Consider the following 20306-nt stretch of genomic DNA (forward strand, 5'->3'; position numbering starts at 1 on the left):
GTTCAACGATTCTGCGCAGCATGATCCGAAGTCCGGGCTTCGTGCCCCTAAGCTCGGTCCGACGATCGACGAGACGGGAGCACAGGTGGGCGCAAGTGACGACCCGGTGTGGAACCGCCGGCGGTTCCTGGCCGGGGTGGCCGGTACCGCGGCGGCTCTGATGGGGGTGACCTGCCTGTTCTCCGCCGACGCGGCGGCGGAACCGGCGGCCGGCAGCCCCCCGCCCGTCCGCGACACGATCAACGGGATTCTTGCGTTCGTCGTCCCCGGAAACGACCCGTACTCGCGTCGTCAGGGGATGTCCACCGATCGGACCGGCGGCGTCACCGACGGTTCCGCCGCGTCGCTCGAGCACACCTTCGACCACGCCTCCCCGATGCCGCTGCTGGGGCGCACCACAGGGAATCTGCCCGGCGCCGCCGCGGTCGCCGCCCTGGTCAACCTGTACGCGGTCACCGTGGACGCGAGGTCGGCGGTCGGCCCGTTCGCCGCGCCGTTCGCGAACCTGGACCACGCCGCGAAGGCGCGCGTCTTCGAGCTGCTGGACACCGACCCGCAGTTCTCCGGAACCATGCTCACCTACGTGGTCAACGCGATCCCCACGCTGGCGGCGTTCGCCGCGTATTCGGAGGTGTCCGCGTTCGATCCCGTCCGGCGTGTCCTCACCGGACGGCCCGCCGGCTGGGAACTGACCCGCTACGACGGTGTCGGCGAGGGCTGGGACGAGTTCGCCGGCTACTACCGCGGCGTCGACCGGATCGAGCGGTGACGTGACCGGGGCCCGGGATGTGATCGTGATCGGTTGCGGTGGTGGCGGACCGGTCGTCGCGAAGGAGTTGGCCGGCCGAGGGCTGGATGTCCTCGTCGTCGAGGCCGGGCCGCGGTTCGCGGACCCCGAGCGGGAGTGGACGCATTTCGAGGATGCGAACAACCCCGTCACCGGGTTCCTCCGCCAGGGGCCGGGCGACCGGTCGCGCACCCCGTGGCTGCGCGACCTCCCGCAGAACTCGTACGTGTGGCAGGTCGCCGGGGTCGGCGGTACGACGCTGCACTACTTCGGCAACTCGCCGCGCGCGATGCCCGGAGTGTTCGCCGGCTACGACGGCGCGGACCGGAACATGTACGACACGGACCACCTGTTCCCGTTCACCTACGACGAGATGCGCCCGTACTACGAGTGGGTCGAGGCGACCCTGCCGGTGCAGACCGCTCCGATGGGCACGAAGGAAACGATCTTCCTGCGCGGTGCGGCTGCGCTCGGCCTGCCGCACCAGACCACACACGACACGACCGGCCCGTCGCATCGGGCGCAGCAGAACGCGGTGCTGCAGCCGGGCGGAACCGCCGGACGCACCCGCGACCCGCTGCGCCTGCGGCACCCCGAGGCGCGAGGCTGCACGATGTGCGGGCACTGCTATCAGGGGTGTTTCCTTCCGGCGGGCGCGCCCCGCAACCTGAAGGCGAAACGCTCGACGGACAACTCGTACGTCCCGATGATGCTCACCGCGCAGGCGTGGTCGTCGCACGGGCGCGATGCGACGCTGGTGACCGACGCGACGGTGACGAAGATCCTCGTCGAGGACATCGGCGGTGAGACGACCGCGCGCGGGGTGCGGTTCCGCACGGCCGACGGTGAGGACCACGAGGAGCGCGCGCGGGTGGTGGTGCTCGCGGCGGGCGCGATCGAATCACCGCGTTTGTGGTTGGCGTCGGAGTTGCCGAACCCGAACGACTGGGTGGGACGCGGCCTGACCGATCACCACATGGATGCGGTGTTCGGGGTGTTCGACGAGGACACCGGCCAGAGCAAGGGCGCCGGCTCCAATGCACGGGTCGACCTGCCCGGCTACGGCGGTATCGAACAGGTCGGGATGCCTCCTGCACTGCAGGCGTACTCGCTGGCGTTCAGCGACTCCGGCATCCATGGTTACGGCCGGGCGGGCGGGGTCGTCGGCGATGCCGGGGCCGACAGTCTCGGCCGGCTGGTGGGCCGGGACCTGCTCGGCACCCTCGACGACGCGAACCGGACCCTGGCGGCGCTGGTGATCACCGACGACGATGTCGAGCCGGGCAACCGCGTCACCCGGTCGACGATGTTGACTCCGGACGAGGGCGGGCTCGTGCCGAAGGTGACGATGCGGCACCGGCAGCGGTCCGAGCGTACGCGGCGGAACCGGGAGTACTGCACCCGCAGGGCCGTGGAACTGATGCGGGCCGCGGGCGCGAGATCCGTGCACCGCTGCGACTGGCCGCCGCTGATCCTGCATGCGCAGTCGAGCATGCGGATGGGAGCGAGCCCGGACGATTCGGTGCTGGATGCGACAGGCGAGGCGCGATGGGTGAAACGGCTTTTCGTCGCGGACAATTCGGCGCTCGCGAACTCGCTGGGCGGTCCGAATCCGACGTTGACGACGCAGGCGCTGGCGACCCGCACGTCCGAGGCGATCTTCCGCACCTACTTCGGCGGTGACGGATGGGTCGGGAGCGAGGACCCGGTGTCCTCGATCGACGACCGTGTCACCGCGGCGGTGACAGCCGGCGGTCTGTGAGCCGCATCGGTGCGCACCTCGGCCGGACGCCCGGCCCGCGACTACTTCTCCGCGATGATCTGGATGAGGTTGCCGCACGTGTCGTCGAAGACGGCGACGATGGCGGTGCCGATGTCGGTCGGCGGCATCGTGAACACCACGCCCTCCCCGACGAGCCTGGCATGTTCGGCCTCGACATCGTCGACGGCGAACTGCGCCAGCGGGATTCCGTCCTCGCGCAGCGCATCCCGGTACGGCTTGACCGCCGGGTGCCCCGCCGGCTCGAGCAGTAGCTGCGGCCCGTCCGGCGCGTCGGGCGAGACGACGGTCAGCCAGGAGGCGTCGCCGATCGGAATGTCGTGGTGCTTCACGAAACCGAGCACATCGGTGTAGAAGGCGAGGGCGGCTCGCTGGTCGTCGACGAACACGCTCGTCAGGTCGATCCTCATCGGTCTGTCCTTTCGCGGGCGGGCCACCGCTCGGTGATCTCGGCGAGCGGGGCGGGGTCGAAGTAGTGGAACTTGGATCGTCCACGTCGCTCCGTGACCACCAGCCCGGCGGCCTCGAGCACCCCGAGATGCTGCGAGATCGCCTGGCGGGTGAGGTCCACGCCGTGACGCATCGTGAGCAGGGAACAGATCTCGAAGAGTGTGCGGCCGTCGCCGGCCGCGAGTTCGTCGAGGATGATGCGTCGCGTCCGGTCGTCGAGCGCGTGGAAGACGTCGGCCACAGCACCCACTATAGGCAAGTCGACGCTTGCCTATCAAGGGGAGGGCGATCCTCCCCTCACACCGCCCGTCGTCGTACGATCGGACGCATGCGCGCTGCGTCGCTCGTCGACTCGTTCGAGGAACACCGGCCCCACCTGCTGTCGGTCGCGTACCGGCTCACCGGCAGCGTCGCCGACGCCGAAGACGCCGTCCAGGATGCCTGGCTACGGTTGGACGGCGCGGACGCCGATCGCATCGAAGACCTCCGCGCCTGGCTGACCACCGTGGTCGGCCGGCTGTGCCTGGACCGGCTGCAGTCCGCGGCGGCGCGACGCGAACGCTACGTCGGCCAGTGGCTGCCCGAGCCGATCGTGACCCCGCTGTCCGGTTCCGCTCCGCCCGACCCGCTCGAGCAGGTGGTCCGCTTCGAGGACAACCGGCTGGCCGCGCTCGTCGTGCTCGACACCCTCACGCCCGCGCAGCGCGTCGCGTTCGTCCTGCACGACGCGTTCGCGGTGCCGTTCGACGAGATAGCCGCGATCCTCGGCGTGGAGACGCCCGCGGCACGCCAGCTCGCGTCCCGGGCCCGCCGCACCGCGAGCAGCGCGCCCCCTCCGGTGCCCGACGACGAGCACAACGCCGCCGTCCAGCGGCTCCTCGTAGCCCTCGCCGCCGGTGACCTCGCCGCGGTCGTCGCGTCGCTGCACCCCGACGCCCGCATGATCGGGGATGCGAACGGGACCACCCGCACGGCCGTCAACGTCATCGTCGGGCCGGACAAGGCCGCCCGCTTCTTCCTCGGCCTGGTCCAGCGGTACGGCCCGGAGGCGCTGCTCACCTACACGCCGGTCCTGGTCAACGGGCAACTCGGCTTCGTCACCCCCGGCTCCCCCGGCGACGCCACCCACCGGGCCTACGCGGCCCGGGTACTCGGGTGCACGGTCCGCGACGGGTACGTGTGGGCGGCATACGACATGGCCAATCCCGACAAGCTGCGGCGCGTGAAGGTGCCATCCCCATGGACGAGCGACTCCGAGAGGAAGTGACGTGGATCAACGCCTGAGCTTCGTGACCCTGGCCGTGGCCGACGTCGCCCGCAGCCGCACGTTCTACGTCGACGGGCTCGGCTGGACACCGACCGTCGACATCGCGGGCGACGTACTGATGTTCCAGGTCGGCGAGCACGTCGTGCTGTCCCTCTGGGATCGGGCGGCATTCGAAGCCGAGGTCGGCGGGCCGATCGCGAGCGGCGGCACCGCACCGGTGACCCTCGCGCACAACGTCGCGGCCCGCGACGAGGTCGACCGCGTGCTCGCCGCCGCCCGGACCGCCGGCGCCGAACGGATCACCGGCGGCACGGACCGCGAATGGGGCGGTTACACAGGCTATTTCGCCGACCCGGACGGATTCTTCTGGGAGGTCGCCTGGAATCCGGGACCGGTCGGGGAAGTCGTGCTTCCCTGAGCGGACGCCGCGTCCGCCCACGGGACACGGCACGCGTCGGTGCTGAAACCCTGGTCGTGAATGCCCAGCGCCGAATTCATGCGGGCCCGCATGTTCTCCAGTGCGATCTGATAGGTCAGTTCGACCAGTCCGGCCCGCCCGAAACGGCGCTCGAGGTCGGCGACCTGCTCGTCGGTGACATCGTCACGGACGTTGCCGGTCATCGCGTCCGCGTACTCGATGGCGGCGCGCTCGTCGTCGCTGTACAGATCCGAGGTCTTGTAGTCGGCGATGTGTTCGAGCCGCTCTGTGTCGAGGCCGTCGAGACGCTGCAACATCGTGCCGAAGTCGACGCACCACGAGCAACCGATGTTCCAGGCCGTGCGGTACACGGCGATCTCCCGCACGTTCTTCGGCAGCACCTTCGACACACGCTGCGCGAGCATCTCGTGCACGCCGTTGCTGCGCATCAGGCCCGGATGGTGGGCGAGCACCGTGAACGGTTCGGGCACCTCCCCGAACATGCGCGCCGCCATCTTGTACGCAACCCTGGTAGTGGGGCCGGCCTGCTCGGGGGTCACCACGGGAATGCGAGCCATGATCGTCTCCGTTCGTCACCGGCCCCGTACGGGCCGCTCACTCCCTTGGACGAGGTAGCCTTCCGGAATGTGACACCACTGCCCGATCGAACTCACCGCGCCCCCGCTACGCTGGCGAAATGGCAGCGATGACGTCTCCGCGACCGGTCCGCACGGTCACCCGACTCCGGCCGTTCGCGTCCACGATCTTCGCCGAGATGACGGCCCTGGCCGTGCAGCACGACGCAGTGAACCTCGGGCAGGGCTTCCCCGACACCGACGGTCCCGCGGCGATGCTCGAGGTCGCACGCAAGGCCATCGCCGACGGCGTCAACCAGTACCCGCCGGGCCCGGGAATGCCGGAACTGCGGCGCGCGATCACCGCTGATCGCGCCGCCCGGTACGGACTCGAATACGACCCGGACAGCGAAGTGCTGGTCACGGTCGGAGCGACCGAGGCGATCAGCGCCGCGATCCTCGGGCTCGTCGAACCCGGTGACGAGGTGCTGCTGACCGAGCCGTACTACGACTCGTACGCCGCGTCGGTGGCGCTGGCCGGCGCGACCCGGCGTGCGGTTCCGCTGGAACGGTCCGGATCCGGTTTCGTCCTCGACGTCGACGCGCTGCGCGCCGCGATCGGCGACCGCACACGCATGCTGGTGGTCAACACCCCGCACAACCCGACGGGCACCGTCTACGACGCGACGACGCTGACCGCCCTCGCCGAACTCGCATGCGAACGCGACCTGCTGGTGCTGTCCGACGAGGTGTACGAGCACCTGGTGTTCGACGGCCGCCGTCACATTCCGCTCGCGTCGCTGCCCGGCATGGCCGAACGCACCGTCACCGTCTCGAGCGCGGCGAAGACGTTCAACGTGACCGGATGGAAGACCGGCTGGGCACTCGGACCGCGTGAGCTGATCGACGCGGTCCGCACCGCCAAGCAGTACATGTCGTTCGTCGCGGGGGCGCCGTTCCAGCCGGCGGTCGCGTACGCGCTGAACCACGAGCAGGCGTGGGTCGCCGCACAACGTGAGGACCTGCAACGCCGACGGGACCTGCTGTCCGCGGCCCTCACCGACGCCGGATTCGGTGTTCTCTCCTCGGCGGGAACGTATTTCGTGTGCGCGGACATCACGCCGATCGGCGCCGGCGACAGCATCGAGTTCTGCCGCGACCTGCCCGGCCGGATCGGTGTGGCAGCGGTCCCGGTGAGCGTGTTCACCGATCATCCCGAACGGTGGAACCACCTCGTGCGGTTCGCGTTCTGCAAACGCGACGACATTCTGACCGAGGGCGCCCGGCGGTTGCGGACCCTGCGGGAGGAGCGCTGACGTGTCGGCTCCGACGATTCCGTCCGACTTCGTGAGCCGGGCGGTTCAGCTCGCCGCCGCCGACGGCATCGACCTGGCCCCGGCGCTGGATGCGGCGCGGATCAGCCGGGCGGTGCTGGCGCAGCCGCACGCGCGGCTCACACCCGAACAGGTCAGCCGGTTCACGCAGGTGACCTGGCAGATCACCGACGACGAACTGTTCGGACTCGGTTCGGGTCCGGTCCCGCGCGGCTCCTTCCGGGTCATGTGCCTGACGCTGATCCACTGCCCGGACCTGGCACATGCGCTCACCCGCATGGTCGAGGTCAACCGGGTGATGCGGACCCTGCCGTCCCTCACTCTGACACCCGGCGCCGCAACGACTTTTCTGGATGTGGCACTGCCCGACGTGGTGACCGAGAAGACCCGGGTGACGGTCGACTTCCTTCTGATCCTGCTGCATCGCTTTGCGGCGTGGCTGGTCGGCGGGCGGGTGCGCCTGGAATCGGTGGTGCTGCCGTACCCGCAGCCGGACCCGGTCCTCGCCCGCAGCTACGACGCGATCTTCGGCGTCCCCGTCACGTTCGGGGCCGATCGCGCGGCACTCGAGATCGACAATTCCGCGTTGCGGTCCCCGCTGGTGCAGTCCGAGAGCAGCCTCGAAGAGTATCTGCGCGAATCACCCAATCTCATGCTGTCCGAACGTGAATACGAGTCGACCGCGTCGGCGCAGGTGCGCCGCATCTTCGAATCGGGCATCAAAGGACGCACCGCCAGCGCGGAGGACATCGCCGACACACTGTCGGTGAGTCCCCCGCACCTGCGCCGCCTCCTGCGCCAGGAGGGCACCTCCCTCGGACACCTGCGGGAAGAGGTGCTGCGCGACACGGCGATCGCCGGCCTGCGCCGCGGCGAATCGGTGGACGAATTGTCCGCGCGGCTCGGATTCTCCGAACCGAGCGCGTTCCGCCGTGCGTTCAAACGGTGGACCGGGTCCACACCGCGCAGCTTCCGGTGAACCGCTGTCCGGTCAGGCCACGCAGAATTCGTTCCCTTCCGGATCGGTCATCGTGACCCAGCTGTACGGGCCCTGACTCTCCCGGTACAGGACGGTCGCGCCGGCGGCGACGAGCTTGTCGACGAGCGCATCTCGGTCGTCGCCGGCCCGGATGTCGAAGTGCATCCGGTTCTTCACCGTCTTGCCCTCCGGCACGAGCTGGAACAGCACCCGCGGCCGGGCCGGTGTGTCCGGATCGGAGATCGCAGCACCGATCTTCCATACGAGGGTGCCCTCGAAGATCTCGGTGTCGTCCTCGCTGGCATGGCCCGCGGCGATGAGACCGCGAATGAAATTCTCGTCGCTCGGCTCGACCCGCCATCCCAGCGCTTCCGCCCACCATTTGGCCTGCGTGTGCGGGGTGTTCGAATCGACGGTCACCTGAAATTCGTATCCCATGTGGTGACGGTACTGCTCGCCACCGACAGGTCAGGGGCGGACGAGGATCCGGATCGGGTTGCCGACGTGGCTGTGCAGCTTCTCGATCCCCTCGGCGACGTTCTCGAGCGGAACGATCTCGCTGATCGAACGGGACAGGTCCAGCCGGCCGCGCGAGACGAGTTCGGCGAGGACCTCGATGTCGACGTTCTTGTACCCCAGATGACCGAGCACCTGTTTCTGCGACAACCCGAAGGTCGCGATGGGTCCCAGGGATGCCTCCTGCCCGCTGAGCCCGACCACCACCACCCGGCCGCCGCGACGCACCGCCGCGAGCGCCTGATCGAACGTGACCTTCAGACCGGCGGAGTCGAACGCGACGTCGAGGCCCTTACCGCCGGTGGCCTCGGCGATCCTGGCGGGCAGGTCGGGATCGCGGGTGTCGAAGGCGTGGTCGGCGCCGAGTTCGAGCGCCCGCTCCAGGACCGCCGGGTCGATGTCGAGGGCGATGACGGGAACGGCGCCGACCAGCCGTGCCAGTTGCACGATGTGGGTGCCGACGCCACCGACACCCCACACACCGACCGCCTCGCCGACCCGGACCTGTCCGGTCCGGACGACCGCGCCGTAGGGGGTCGACACCGCGTCGGCGAGGATCGCAGCCTGCTCGAACGAGACGTTGTCGGGAATCCGGGTGAGACCACCGGCCTGCGCGACGGTGTACTCCGCCCAAGCGCCGTCGTAGGCGAACGCCATCAGCTGAATGTTCTCGCAGTTCGTCAGATCACCGCGCCTGCAGCTTCGGCATCGGAAACACGGACGCCCGGCGGACGGGATCACGCGATCGCCGACCTCCCACCCGGCCACCCCCGCACCGAGGGCGGTGATGGTTCCGGAAGCTTCGTGACCCTGCGTGACGACGGGCAGCATCGCCGGGAAGGTACCGTCGAGCAGGCTCAGGTCGGAATGGCAGATGCCGCAGAACTCGACCTTGACGAGCACTTCGCCGGGCCCCGCCGTGGGGATCGGAACATCTTCCAGCACATTGGTTTTGGTGTCGGCGTGAAAGCGTGCTGCGCGCATCGTCTCGGTCATCGTCCCTCATCCGTTCGGCAACCGTGTCCGGCTGCGACCATACCTCCGCAGCCGGGGACACGACGGCCGAACGGAAGCCGTCGGGTTGCATTCGTGAACGTCCGGTGAGAGCGTCGGAACGAACCGTCATCGATTCACGAGAGGGTGATAAGCGCAATGCGCACGACCGCCGTCGACACCTACGCGACCCGGAACCGCACGACCGACACCACCACTGTGGCCCGCCCCGATCCCGTCGTCTGGGGTCCGGCGACGGACGGCCCGCTGGAGGTGACCGCGGTCGAGGAGTACGACCGGCGCGGCTTCCACACCGTCGACGCACTGCTCGAGGCGCACGACGTGGCGGCGTTGCTCGCGGAGACCACGCGACTGGGACACGAACTGGTCGGCGACCCGCGGGTGGTGCGTGAGGGCGGAAACGGCGACGTCCGGTCCGTGTTCGATGTCCACCGGCTCAGCGGAGTCGTCAGCGAGATCGTCCGTCGACCCGAAATCGGGGGTATTGCACGGCAACTCCTCGGATCCGAGGTGTACATCCACCAATCCCGGCTGAACCTCAAGCCCGGGTTCCACGGCGGCCCGTTCTACTGGCACTCGGATTTCGAGACGTGGCACGCCGAGGACGGCATGCCACGTCCACGCGCGCTGAGCATCTCGATCGCGCTCACCGAGAACTACGGGTACAACGGCGGTCTGATGATCATGCCGGGATCGCACCGCACCTTCGTCTCGTGCGCCGGGGAGACCCCCGAGAACTACCATCAGCAGTCGCTCGTGACGCACGTTCCGCCGACCGGGTCGCCGGACGAGGACACCCTGACCAGGATGGCGGCCGAGCACGGCATCGCCACCTTCCTCGGATCCGCGGGATCGGCAACGATTTTCGACTCGAATTGCATGCACGGTTCGAACGGCAACATCACCCCCTTCCCGCGGTCGAATCTGTTCGTGGTGTTCAACAGCGTGGAGAACACACTCGTCGAGCCGTTCGCGGCGCCGAAGCCGCGCCCCGAGCACCTCGGCAGCCGGGACTTCACCCCGCTGCGGTGAACCCGGAACCGCTCCGCGTCGCCGCGAGTGCGGCGCGGAGCACGGCAGGATCGTCGACGTGCAACGCCAGACGTTCGACGCGGCCTGGGACACGCCGGCGCTCGAGCAGACGGGGCAGTTTCACTTCGGCGGGGTCGCGCAGCAGTACCTCGACGTTGGTGCCGTCCGGGCCGGGCAGATACAGTACGCCGTTCTCGACGGCCGGTGAGGTGATCCGGAACTGCCTGTGCACCAGCACTTCACCGATGTCGTCGCATCGGACGGTCGCGACGACCTGGCGGCCGGAGCGGAGGGTGAACCGGGTGCCGTCGAGCAGGTGCGGGTGCACCACGCGTGCGGCGAGGATGCCGCACAGGGGCACGAACCCGTACACCGAGACGAACAACAGGGTGGTCCGCAGCCACGGCCACGGTACGAGCAGGTGGATGGCGACGGTTTCGACGATGCACGCGACGAGGAACGCGATGGGCACACCCATCGTGCCTCGCGTGTAGCCGATCGCGACCACACCGTCGCGTATGCCGTCGCGGCGGCGCCGGGCGAGCAGCCACAACGAGCGGTAGGCCCGCAGTTCCCCGCGGATCAGTCCGGCGACGGCGGGACCAGCAAGCGCGTCGAGTGCGTCGGTCCAGGTCGCGCCGGACCGGCGCAAGGCCCGGACCCGCACGACGGTGAGGACCGCGACGAGGACGAGCAGCGGAATTTCGACGGCGAGCCACAGCACGACCGCAGTACCGGGCGTGATGACGCCGAAGGCGGCGAGCAGCGCGTTCGTCGCTGCAGTCAGGATCGTCACCAGCAGGGCGACGCGGTGGATCCGTTGCGCGGTCACGGCTTTTCCGCTCTGGCGGCGATCGTGGCGATGACCCGGACGGCGACAGCGCGCTGCGCCGGGTCGGGCAGGATCTCGGCCATGTGCGGGCTCCCGGCCATGTCGGCGGCGGTCGTCGCCCAGCCGGCGAACAGCCCGTCCGGGTCACCGAGGTCGCGAAAGTACGCGGCGAACGCGCCGGCGATCTGCTCGATTTCGGTCGTTGCCGTGGCAGGGTCGCGGCCGGTGAGCGCCCCGAACCGCCGGTAGAGGGCGACGATCTCGCGGCGACGGTCCGGGTTGCTGAGCGCGGCGGTCGCGGCGTCGACGAACGGCTGCGGCGTCCGCCCGGACAGCGCGAGGAGTTCCCAGGCGTCGCGTTCACGAACGAACAATTCCCTCAGCCGGGGATCCTCCTCGCCGTCGACGAGTTCGGTGAACGCCTGCGCGAGCGGGCCGGCGAGCGGCGAGAGCGGTTCGCCGCGCCGGTGCAGGTCGAGCATCGCCGCGAGCGAATCCCGTTTGACCTGAAGGATCCGTTGTTGTTCCTCGACCGCGCCGAGGAGCGCCTCGAGGTCGGCTCCGAGGTCGTCGGTGTCGTCGGCGGCGCCGAGCACCGCGGCGACGGATCCGAGTGGCACCCCGGATCGGGCGAGCCAGCGGATACGCATCAGCCGGACCAGGTCCTCCAACGCGTACACGCGGTACCCGTTGGAGGACCTCGGCGGTTCCGGCAGCAATCCGAGCCGGTGATAGTGCCGGACCGTCCGGACGGTGGTCTCGGCGGCCTGCGCGAGCTCGCTGATCTTCATGCTCCCAGCATCAACCCTGACGTCGCGTCATGGTCAACTCTCCCGCCCCTCCGGGTGGTGGGAACCTTCAGTCGGTCAGACCGAATATTGGTTCCCCTCACCCGAGGAGAGTGGGCGTGCGGGTGGGCAGGAGGATGGGGTGAGCGAGCGCGGGGTCAGGCGCGGCGGGCGCGCACGGCCTCGGCGAGACGGTCCAGCTGGTCGGCGGTGGTCGCCCAGTCGATGCACGCGTCGGTGATGGACTTGCCGTACTCGAGCTCGTCGGCCTTGCCGAGGGTCAGGTCCTGACGACCCGCCTCGATGAAGCTCTCGAGCATCAAGCCGACGATGCCCTTCTCGCCCGCAACCATCCGCTCGGCGATGTCGGTGACGACGTCGACCTGCTTCTCGTGGTTCTTGCTGCTGTTGCCGTGACTGGCATCGACGACGACCCGCTCGGGCAGACCCGACTTGCGCAACCGGGCAAGGGTGTCCGCGACGGTCTCGGCGTCGTAGTTCGGTCCGGCGCTGCCACCACGCAGGATGACGTGGCAGTCGGGGTTGCCGGCCGTCTCGATCAGCGCGGTGTTGCCGTCGAGGTCGGTGCCGGGGAACACGTGGCTCGCGGCGGCAGCACGGGTCCCGTCGACCGCGACCTGCACATCGCCTTCGGTGGAGTTCTTGATGCCGACGGGCATGGACAGCGCCGAGCACAGCTGGCGGTGCACCTGGCTGGCGGCGGTGCGGGCACCGATCGCGCCGTAGGTGACCAGGTCCGCGTAGTACTGCGGCAGGATCGGATCGAGGAACTCGCAACCCACCGGCAGACCCAGGCTCGACACGTCGAGCAGCAGCTTGCGGCCGATACGGAGGCCGGTGTTGATGTCGTAGGTGCCGTCGAGGTGCGGGTCGTTAAGCAGGCCCTTCCAGCCCAGCGTGGTACGCGGCTTCTCGAAGTAGACACGCATGACGACATGCAGGTCGTCGCGCAGTTCGTCGGCCTTCGCGGCGAGCCGGCGGGCGTAGTCCATCGCGGCGGCAGGATCGTGCACCGAGCACGGGCCGACGACGACGAGCAGTCGGTCGTCGGTGCCGTCGAGGATGGCGACGGTGTCGGCGCGACCCGAACGCACGGTCGCGGCGGCGACCTCGTCGGGGGCGTGCTCGGCGCGCACCACCGAGGGAGCCACGAGAGGGCTAGTGCGCACGGTGCGCTGCTCGTCGAGATTCGAAGTCGAGATTCTGTCGATCTGGGTGCTCATAGGGTTCGGTTCCTGTTCTCAGGCCGACCCTCAAGAAGATGAGATCCCAGGAGCCGGTCCGTTGTCCGGCTCGTAGGTGGTGAAGTCAGCGCTCGGTTACGCCGACCGACCCACCCCGGGCCGGCCTGCTAAACCAGAAATATGCGCGCTGCATGCGGACCAGGGTAACAGACGCCTCGGCAGCCGCTGTGAACGGACGGTATGGGTGGCCAATGGTCAGGAGAGTCGGCCAGCTCGTCAACATTGTCTGTTCGACGAACGCCTTTCGAGTCGGTCAGTGCCCGTTACCGGCGCGCAGTCCGGGCTCGCGGTCACTTCCCGACCGAGCAGGCCGCCCTCAAATGCCTCCACCTTGCCACCCGGGCACTGAACCCCAGGGGCAAGGGAAGAGCACGATGGGCGATGGGGTGGATGCCGGCACCGAATGCCTTCGCGATTACTTTCGAAGGCCGTATTACACCGAGTGGAATCCGACTGACGCCAAGGCGGATCCACCGTTCATCGGACACTCCCACCCACGCCCACTGACTGGCCGTTTCAGAATGAGTTCGGCGTGGCAGATGGCGCACCGGCAGCGTTTTCGGCGGGGTGCACCGAGCGTCTGTCGATCTTGTTCCTGATGATTTGTGGGATCGGGTGGCTCCGCTGCCCCCACCCGGATCTGCCCGGCGGTATAGATTCCCAGGGCGTAAGCCGGTCGAGGATCGGGTTGCGCTGGGTGGCATCATTTTCGTGCTCCGGACCAACTACGACAAGTACCGCAACCTCCTCCGTGAAAGAGGGATCACGCCGATGATCGCCCGCCGAGGTGCCACTCACGATCACCGCCGAGCGCATCATCTCCCACTACGCCAAAACCAGCAGCAGGCGGAGGCGGCGCCGGTAAAATGTGCCGATGACTGATCGCGAGTTCGATCTGGTCCTGTACGGCGCAACCGGATTCTCCGGCGGCCTGACCGCACACCATCTGGCGACCGCAGCCCCGGCCGGCGCGCGGATCGCACTCGCCGGCCGATCGCTCGACAAACTGGAGACTGTCCGGGCCGCGCTACCAGCCGGCGCACACCGATGGCCGCTACTGCACGCCGACTCCACGGACCCAGCATCATTGAATGCACTCGCCGCCCGCACCAAGGTCGTGGCCACCACCGTCGGACCCTACATACACCACGGAGCGGCACTGGTGCAGGCATGCGCACACGCCGGCACCCACTACACCGACCTCACGGGCGAACCCTTGTTCGTCCGCAACTGCATCGACCAGTTCCACGATCTCGCCACCGAAACCGGAGCGAAGATCGTCCACTCCTGCGGATTCGACTCGATCCCCTCCGACCTGAGCGTCTACCAGCTCCACCGCCGCGCCATCGCCGACAACGCCGGGGAACTCACCGACACCACACTCGTGGCCTCCCTCAAAGGCAGCATGAGCGGCGGAACCATCGCCTCCCTGCGCGCGATGCTCGAAGCCGCCGCCGACCCCGCCAGCGCCCAAGTGCTCTCACACCCCTACTCCCTGACCCCGGACAAGACACGCGACCCGACCGTCGGCCGCCAGAACGACCACACCCTCCAACGCGCCTCGACGATCGACACGAGCCTGCACGGATGGGTCGCGACGTTCCCGATGGCACAACACAACACCAAGATCGTCCGACGCAGCAACGCCCTGTTGGGCTGGGAATACGGCGAGAAGTTCCGCTACCGCGAGGTCATGAGCATGGGCACCTCCAGGCTGTCGCCGGTATACGCGGCCGCCGCATCCGGCGGCGTCGCGGCCCTCACCGCAGCCGGCACCCTCCTCTCCCGAATCAAAACGGGACGGCGGCTACTGGACCGCGCCCTGCCCAAACCCGGCACCGGCCCCAGCGAAACCGCCCTTCGCGCAGGCTGGTTCACCATGAAGACCTTCGCCGACACCACCACCGGCACACGGTACAAAGCCACCTTCGCCGCGGCAGGCGACCCCTACCACGGCACCGCAATCATGCTCGGCGAAGCTGCCCTCACCCTCGCCTTCGACACCCTGCCCACACAATCCGGAATCCTCACCCCCGCCGCCGCGATGGGCGACGCCCTCACCACACGGCTACACAACGCCGACGGCTTCACCATCCAAATAACGCCGACCACCGCGTGACACCTGCTCACCCGGGCACACAGAAACACAGCGGTCACCGGTCCGGTGCACGATCGGGCACACGCACACACACTTTCGGTCGGGTCGCAGCGTCGGCGCAGTCAGTGCTCCCCGAACGACAACACCACCGAGGCATACAGTTTCTCGCCGACAACCACCACCGAATGTGAAATCGACTCCAATGTCTGCCCCTCACTCTGGTTCGCGGCAGGTCACCACCGATCGGGGACGCTGCCCACTAGGCTCGAGGCCGTGAGCGTGCGTGCAGGAATCATCGTGACCGGAACCGAGGTACTCACCGGACGGATCGCCGACCGGAACGGACCATGGTTGTCCCATCAGCTCCTGGCACTCGGCGTCGACGTCGCCCACCTCATGATCTGCGGCGACCGGCCCGCCGACCTGACCGCCCAACTGCGTTTCCTCACCGATCAGGGCGTCGACCTCATCGTCACCAGCGGTGGGCTCGGCCCCACCGCCGACGACCTCACCGTCCCCACCGTCGCCGAGTTCTGCAATCGCGAGCTCCTGCTCGACCCCGAACTCGAAGAACACATCGCGGGCATCATCCGCCGCTACCGCCCGGACACCCCGGACCTCGACACAGGGCCGACGCGTATCGGGATCCGCAAGCAGGCACAGGTTCCCACCGGTGCCACCGCCCTGCCGCCGACCGGTACAGCGCCGGGCGTGGTCATCCCCGTAGTAGCCGGTGACCGGCCGATCCCGACCATCGTCATCCTCCCCGGCCCGCCCGGTGAGCTGCAGGCGATGTGGCCCAGCGCGATCACCTCACCCGCGGTCGCCGAGGTACTGTCCCGAGCCGACGACCTACAGCAGGAAACCCTGCGCGCCTACGGATTGCACGAGGCACAACTCGCCGAGACACTGCGCCGGGCCGAAACCGAGATCGCCGACCTCGACCGACTCGAGATCACCACATGCCTGCGACACGGTGAACTCGACATGGTGACCCGATTCGCCTCCGCCGACGCCAACGTCTACCGCCGCCTCCTCGACGTCCTCACCGAACACCACGGACACCAGATCTTCTCCACCGACGGCTCCACCATCGACGACCAACTGATCGACGCCCTCGACGGCCGATCGATCGCGACCGCGGAATCGTGCACCGGCGGACTCATCGCCGCGCGGCTCACCAGCCGCCCCGGATCGTCGGCCTATGTCCTGGGCGGCGTCGTGTCGTACTCCAACGACGCCAAGTCCGACCTGATCGACGTACCCGCCGAGACGATTGCCGCCCACGGGGCGGTCAGCGAACAGGTCGCCGCAGCGATGGCCGAAGGCGCCCGACGTCGTCTCGAGGCCGACATCGCGGTCTCCACCACCGGGATCGCCGGCCCCGACGGTGGCACAGAGACCAAACCGGTGGGCACAGTCTGCTTCGGCGTCGCGATCAACGGACGACCGACCTACACCATCACCCGCCGCTTCCCCGGGGGCCGCGAACGGGTCCGAACTCTCACCACCACTGCCGCACTGCATCTGGTTGTCACACAACTCGAACGAGGTTGAGCCTTTACCAGCGCCCCCTCTACCGAGGCCAGGGAAGCAGGGCGCCTCGTTGCGGTTGCGGGATGCCACTGCCGGACGCGGGTGATGTCGTTGAGCTGACCTCGTGCGGGAGATCAGCTGTCCGCGCGCAGGGACATGGCTTGTCCACCTGCAGGGACGCCCTCGAGTCCCTTGACATCTCCAGCCATCGTTCGTTCGCGGTCATCGCTTGCACCCTCGGCCGGGTGGCAGGGATGACCCGCGCACGACCTGTCAGTTATGCGCGGGCCTTACATTTCGGCCGTCGCTAGCCGGGACGGGGCGGGAAGCCGGTTCGCTGCCCACGCCAGTGCCGTACCGAGAACCATCGCGATCACCAACGACCCGAACGCCAGACCGACGGTGTTCCACAGGATCTGGCCGATGCGGGGCAGACCGAATACACGCCCGAAGCCGGCGGCTCCGTCCTCGAAGGCCGTCGCCTGCAACCGCATTACCGGAAGCACGACGAAATAGCAGAGCAGCGCCACGAAGGCGACGACACCCAGGCGGCGCGCCGCCACGCTTACCGCCTCGTTCCCGAGTCCGCAGGGAACGCCCTCGGAGGTTGTGCCGGCCTCACCGGGCAGCAGGTCGACGACATCGGTCACGAGACGCACCTTCTCCGGGCGCAGGCGCAGGCGCAGGACGAACGAGCCCACCGAGGCCGGGGTCCGGGGCTGCATACCGTGGATCTCGGTGCCGAGCGCGTACAACCGGCCGTCGACGTACTCACAGGGCACACGATTCGACATGCCGGTGATCCCCGCAACATACTCGTCGACCGACCCTACTGGCGGCGGACCCCCGGACGAGGAGATCGCCCGGGCGTGCCACGCCACAGCTGTCGACGACTTCCTGGAACTCCCGGGCCTGATCGGGCAGTTCCAGGATCTGGGCTACGACGTCGTGGAAATGATGCTCGCCGACCAGGACAGCTGGGATCGGTACACCACCGCCCAGTGGCTCAACATGCGCCGCTGGCTCGACCGGAACCCGGACGACGAACTGGTACCCGAGGTACGGGGCGAACTCGCCGCCGAACCCGCCCGCTACACGCGCTACCTGCGTGAGTATCTCGGGTGGGGGGTCTTCGCGCTGATGGAGCCCTGACGGGCAGGCCCGCGCGGGATTTCGGACGGCGCCTTCGGATCATCCCCCCGGCGCCGTCCGTTTCTCGGTCAGGCGAACTTGCGACGGTAGATCGCGACGGCGGCGGCGTAGGAGACGACGAGAATCCCGGTACACCAGGCGAGGGCGATCCAGATGTCGGAGTCCACCGGTTGTCCCGCGAGCAGGTCGCGGATCGCGTTCACGATCGAGGTGACCGGCTGGTTGTCTGCGAACGCCTGTACCGGTCCGGGCATGGACTCGGTCGGGACGAATGCCGAGCTGACGAACGGCAGGAAGATCAGCGGGTAGGCGAACGCACCCGCGCCGTCCACCGAGTTCGCGGAGAGTCCTGCGATCACGGCGAGCCAGGTCAGCGCCAGCGTGAACAGAATGAGGATGCCGGCAACCGCAAGCCATTCGAACACGTTCGCACCGGAGCGGAATCCCATGAGAAGGGCGACTCCCACGACGATCACGAGTGCGGTCACGTTGGCGACCAGCGAGGTCAGCACGTGCGACCAGAGCACCGACGACCGGGCGATCGGCATCGACTGGAATCGTTCGACGATCCCGCCCTGCAGGTCGTTGAACAGTCGCACCGACGTGTACGCGACTCCCGAGGCGATCGTGATGAGCAGGATGCCGGGAAGCAGGTAGCCCACGTACGATTCGGAGCCGGTGTCGATGGCGCCGCCGAGTACGAACACGAACAGCAGCATGATCGCGATGGGGGTGACCGCGGTCGTGATGATGGTGTCCGGACTGCGGGTGATGTGGCGTAGGGAACGCCCTGTGAGTGCGGCGGTGTCGCCGACGACGTGCGTGGTCATCGAGGATCCTTTCGGTCGGCGCCTGCCAGCGCGTCGGCACCGACGATGCTGAGGAATACTTCTTCGAGGGTCGGCTGCTTCTCGACGTACTCCACCTTCGCGGGCGGAAGCAGCTGTTTGAGTTCGGCGAGGGTGCCGTCGACGATGATCCGTCCCTCGTGGAGGATGGCGATGCGATCGGCGAGTTGCTCGGCCTCCTCCAGGTACTGGGTGGTGAGCAGCACCGTTGTGCCGCCCGCGGCGAGCTCCTTCACGGCTTGCCACACCTCGAGCCGGGCCTGGGGATCTAGTCCCGTGGTCGGTTCGTCGAGGAAGACGACCGGCGGGTTCCCGATGAGGCTCATCGCAATGTCGAGTCGCCGGCGCATTCCGCCCGAGTACGTGGAGACCTTGCGGTTCCCGGCGTCGGTCAGGGAAAAGCGCGTGAGCAACTCGTCCGCGATCTGCCCGGGGTTCTTCAGGTGACGAAGCCTGGCCACCAGGGCGAGATTCTCTCTTCCGCTGAGGATCTCGTCTACTGCAGCGAACTGACCTGTGAGACTGATCGATTCGCGCACATTCGCGGCCTCGGTCGTGACTTCGAAGCCGTCGACCGATGCCGTGCCGGCGTCCGGCTTCAGCAGCGTGGCAAGGATCTTCACGAGTGTGGTCTTGCCCGCTCCGTTCGAGCCGAGCAGCGCGAAGATGCTGCCCCGCTCGACCTCGAAGTCGACGCCGCGCAGCACGTGAAGTTGCTCGTACGACTTCTCGACGCCCCGTACCCGGATGGCAGCTCGGGTGTTCACTGCTGTTCCTTCCGCTCGAGCTCGTCGATCGCCGCGGTGAGGCGGGCGCGTTCCTTGTCGATCCACTTCTTGCCGGTGTATGCCTGCGCGAACGTCTCGGCGAACTCGACCGGGTCGTCGCCGACGATCGTCCGCACCGGCGTGCCGTCGGCCGCGGCGCGCTCCCAGAGGTCGGCGAAGTCGCCGAACATTGCCAGCAGGGTGTCCCCGTCGGTGATCCCCCCGTAGTAGGTGAAGTACCGCTGGAATGCCTTCGCGGAGGTTGCGTACGGTTCGGGAAGGCCCTCGATGCGGGCCTTGTACTGCCGGAACTGCTTCTTCTGCTCGAGCGAGCCGGTGATGGCCTCGATCCACTTGGCGCTCATGGTCACTTCTCCCCTTTGTGGAGCCGTTCGATGCGTTCCGCGAGGAAGCTCCAGTTCCTCCAGAACTCGTTGAGTTGGGCGCGTCCCTGCGCGTTGAGGGTGTACACCTTTCGAGGCGGCCCCTTTTCGGACGGAACCTTTTCCACGTCGACGAGGTCCCGCTGCTCGATCCTGACGAGCAGCGCGTAGATGGTGCCCTCGGCGATGTCGGTGAACCCTTGATCGCGCAGTTGTGCGGTGATCTCGTAGCCGTAGGCGGGTTGTGTCGACAGGAGCGAGAGCACAATGCCCTCGAGGACCCCCTTGAGCATCTCGGTCGCCTGCTTGCCCATCGGATCTCCTCCTACTACTCGGTGTTGCTGACTACCGGTACAAAGTAACACTGAGTACCAGTAGATAGCAACACCAAGTAGTGGACGCGCGCCGGCCCCGGTTCCGGCGGGAACCCGAGCACAGAACGAATACGACCTACGAACGACGAAGCCGGACGACATGGGCGCGAA

At 68.1% G+C, this 20306-nt stretch carries 23 protein-coding genes and 1 pseudogene; 11 read left to right on the forward strand and 13 right to left on the reverse strand.

Going from position 1 to position 20306, the window contains the following annotated elements:
• The first annotated feature begins 85 nt into the window (after positions 1 to 85).
• A complete protein-coding gene (locus A8G15_RS16500) occupies positions 86 to 769 on the forward strand; it encodes a hypothetical protein (RefSeq protein WP_068161693.1) in 684 nt (227 codons plus the stop codon).
• 1 nt (position 770) lies between these two features.
• On the forward strand, positions 771 to 2549 hold the full coding sequence (locus A8G15_RS16505) for a GMC family oxidoreductase N-terminal domain-containing protein (RefSeq protein WP_068161696.1): 1779 nt from the start codon (positions 771 to 773) through the stop codon (positions 2547 to 2549).
• Between the two features lie 41 nt (positions 2550 to 2590).
• Here the strand turns inward: A8G15_RS16505 and A8G15_RS16510 are convergent, their stop codons facing one another.
• Positions 2591 to 2977 (reverse strand): VOC family protein, encoded by a 387-nt coding sequence (locus A8G15_RS16510; RefSeq protein WP_068161697.1) that lies wholly within the window; start codon positions 2975 to 2977, stop codon positions 2591 to 2593.
• The gene (locus tag A8G15_RS16515) at positions 2974 to 3258 is read right to left on the reverse strand and encodes an ArsR/SmtB family transcription factor (RefSeq protein WP_068161699.1); all 285 of its coding nucleotides are present in this window, start codon (positions 3256 to 3258) and stop codon (positions 2974 to 2976) included. The genes A8G15_RS16510 and A8G15_RS16515 overlap by 4 nt, the downstream gene beginning before the upstream one ends.
• Positions 3259 to 3345: 87 nt before the next feature.
• Between A8G15_RS16515 and A8G15_RS16520 the strand changes: the two genes are divergently transcribed.
• Both A8G15_RS16520 and A8G15_RS16525 read left to right on the forward strand, forming a co-directional pair.
• The gene (locus A8G15_RS16520) at positions 3346 to 4284 is read left to right on the forward strand and encodes a sigma-70 family RNA polymerase sigma factor (protein ID WP_068161704.1); all 939 of its coding nucleotides are present in this window, start codon (positions 3346 to 3348) and stop codon (positions 4282 to 4284) included.
• Position 4285: 1 nt separating this feature from the next.
• A complete protein-coding gene (locus A8G15_RS16525) occupies positions 4286 to 4702 on the forward strand; it encodes a VOC family protein (RefSeq protein WP_068161708.1) in 417 nt (138 codons plus the stop codon).
• Here A8G15_RS16525 and A8G15_RS16530 read toward each other — a convergent pair.
• Positions 4624 to 5280, reverse strand: a complete 657-nt coding sequence (locus A8G15_RS16530; protein ID WP_156665432.1) for a carboxymuconolactone decarboxylase family protein — start codon at positions 5278 to 5280, stop codon at positions 4624 to 4626. The genes A8G15_RS16525 and A8G15_RS16530 overlap by 79 nt on opposite strands.
• 128 nt (positions 5281 to 5408) lie before the next feature.
• Here A8G15_RS16530 and A8G15_RS16535 point away from each other — a divergent pair, with 128 nt between their 5' ends.
• Both A8G15_RS16535 and A8G15_RS16540 read left to right on the forward strand, forming a co-directional pair.
• The gene (locus A8G15_RS16535) at positions 5409 to 6593 is read left to right on the forward strand and encodes a pyridoxal phosphate-dependent aminotransferase (RefSeq protein ID WP_068161947.1); all 1185 of its coding nucleotides are present in this window, start codon (positions 5409 to 5411) and stop codon (positions 6591 to 6593) included.
• 1 nt (position 6594) lies between these two features.
• Complete coding sequence (locus A8G15_RS16540; protein WP_068161714.1) at positions 6595 to 7590, forward strand: AraC family transcriptional regulator; 996 nt, start codon at positions 6595 to 6597, stop codon at positions 7588 to 7590.
• Between the two features lie 12 nt (positions 7591 to 7602).
• On the opposite strand, the gene A8G15_RS16545 is transcribed toward A8G15_RS16540, so the two are convergent.
• Together A8G15_RS16545 and A8G15_RS16550 are read right to left on the reverse strand one after the other, a co-directional pair.
• Positions 7603 to 8028, reverse strand: coding sequence for a VOC family protein (locus A8G15_RS16545; protein ID WP_068161717.1), 426 nt, complete (start codon positions 8026 to 8028; stop codon positions 7603 to 7605).
• A gap of 30 nt (positions 8029 to 8058) precedes the next feature.
• The gene (locus A8G15_RS16550; protein WP_068161720.1) at positions 8059 to 9102 is read right to left on the reverse strand and encodes a zinc-binding dehydrogenase; all 1044 of its coding nucleotides are present in this window, start codon (positions 9100 to 9102) and stop codon (positions 8059 to 8061) included.
• A gap of 156 nt (positions 9103 to 9258) precedes the next feature.
• Here A8G15_RS16550 and thpD point away from each other — a divergent pair, with 156 nt between their 5' ends.
• Entirely contained in the window at positions 9259 to 10152 is an 894-nt protein-coding gene (thpD, locus tag A8G15_RS16555) for an ectoine hydroxylase (RefSeq protein WP_068161723.1), read from the forward strand.
• Here thpD and A8G15_RS16560 read toward each other — a convergent pair.
• The 3 genes from A8G15_RS16560 to A8G15_RS16570 all read right to left on the reverse strand — a co-directional run bounded on the left by A8G15_RS16560 (position 10136) and on the right by A8G15_RS16570 (position 13016).
• Complete coding sequence (locus tag A8G15_RS16560) at positions 10136 to 10984, reverse strand: hypothetical protein (protein ID WP_068161726.1); 849 nt, start codon at positions 10982 to 10984, stop codon at positions 10136 to 10138. The genes thpD and A8G15_RS16560 overlap by 17 nt on opposite strands.
• Positions 10981 to 11775 carry a MerR family transcriptional regulator gene (locus A8G15_RS16565; protein WP_068161728.1) on the reverse strand — a complete coding sequence of 265 codons (795 nt, stop codon included), beginning with the start codon at positions 11773 to 11775 and terminating at the stop codon, positions 10981 to 10983. The genes A8G15_RS16560 and A8G15_RS16565 overlap by 4 nt, the downstream gene beginning before the upstream one ends.
• 155 nt (positions 11776 to 11930) lie before the next feature.
• Positions 11931 to 13016: a 3-deoxy-7-phosphoheptulonate synthase gene (locus A8G15_RS16570; protein WP_068161730.1), complete on the reverse strand. Its 1086-nt coding sequence runs from the start codon at positions 13014 to 13016 to the stop codon at positions 11931 to 11933.
• Positions 13017 to 13261: 245 nt separating this feature from the next.
• Between A8G15_RS16570 and A8G15_RS31885 the strand changes: the two are divergent.
• The 3 genes and pseudogenes from A8G15_RS31885 to A8G15_RS16580 form a co-directional block, all read left to right on the forward strand.
• Positions 13262 to 13544 (forward strand): annotated as a pseudogene (locus A8G15_RS31885) (transposase); the annotation flags it as partial.
• 367 nt (positions 13545 to 13911) lie between these two features.
• Positions 13912 to 15156: a saccharopine dehydrogenase family protein gene (locus A8G15_RS16575; RefSeq protein ID WP_068161733.1), complete on the forward strand. Its 1245-nt coding sequence runs from the start codon at positions 13912 to 13914 to the stop codon at positions 15154 to 15156.
• Positions 15157 to 15408: 252 nt separating this feature from the next.
• Positions 15409 to 16692, forward strand: coding sequence for a competence/damage-inducible protein A (locus A8G15_RS16580; protein WP_068161737.1), 1284 nt, complete (start codon positions 15409 to 15411; stop codon positions 16690 to 16692).
• 269 nt (positions 16693 to 16961) lie between these two features.
• Here A8G15_RS16580 and A8G15_RS31895 read toward each other — a convergent pair whose 3' ends face one another.
• A complete protein-coding gene (locus tag A8G15_RS31895; RefSeq protein ID WP_245687870.1) occupies positions 16962 to 17465 on the reverse strand; it encodes a hypothetical protein in 504 nt (167 codons plus the stop codon).
• Here A8G15_RS31895 and A8G15_RS31900 point away from each other — a divergent pair.
• Entirely contained in the window at positions 17464 to 17823 is a 360-nt protein-coding gene (locus A8G15_RS31900) for a hypothetical protein (protein ID WP_245687871.1), read from the forward strand. The genes A8G15_RS31895 and A8G15_RS31900 overlap by 2 nt on opposite strands.
• Positions 17824 to 17891: 68 nt before the next feature.
• Here the strand turns inward: A8G15_RS31900 and A8G15_RS16595 are convergent, their stop codons facing one another.
• Genes A8G15_RS16595 through A8G15_RS16610 form a run of 4 tightly spaced genes read right to left on the reverse strand, consistent with a single transcriptional unit; the run spans position 17892 to position 20135 of the window.
• Positions 17892 to 18653, reverse strand: a complete 762-nt coding sequence (locus A8G15_RS16595; protein WP_068161744.1) for an ABC transporter permease — start codon at positions 18651 to 18653, stop codon at positions 17892 to 17894.
• Positions 18650 to 19438, reverse strand: a complete 789-nt coding sequence (locus A8G15_RS16600) for an ABC transporter ATP-binding protein (protein WP_068161747.1) — start codon at positions 19436 to 19438, stop codon at positions 18650 to 18652. Before A8G15_RS16600 ends, A8G15_RS16595 begins: the two co-directional genes overlap by 4 nt.
• A complete protein-coding gene (locus A8G15_RS16605) occupies positions 19435 to 19803 on the reverse strand; it encodes a DUF1048 domain-containing protein (protein WP_068161752.1) in 369 nt (122 codons plus the stop codon). Before A8G15_RS16605 ends, A8G15_RS16600 begins: the two co-directional genes overlap by 4 nt.
• A gap of 2 nt (positions 19804 to 19805) precedes the next feature.
• Complete coding sequence (locus A8G15_RS16610; RefSeq protein WP_068161754.1) at positions 19806 to 20135, reverse strand: PadR family transcriptional regulator; 330 nt, start codon at positions 20133 to 20135, stop codon at positions 19806 to 19808.
• Positions 20136 to 20306: the final 171 nt, after the last annotated feature.

Origin of the sequence: Rhodococcus phenolicus (assembly GCF_001646785.1) — a bacterium.
Taxonomy (GTDB): Bacteria; Actinomycetota; Actinomycetes; order Mycobacteriales; family Mycobacteriaceae; genus Rhodococcus; species Rhodococcus phenolicus.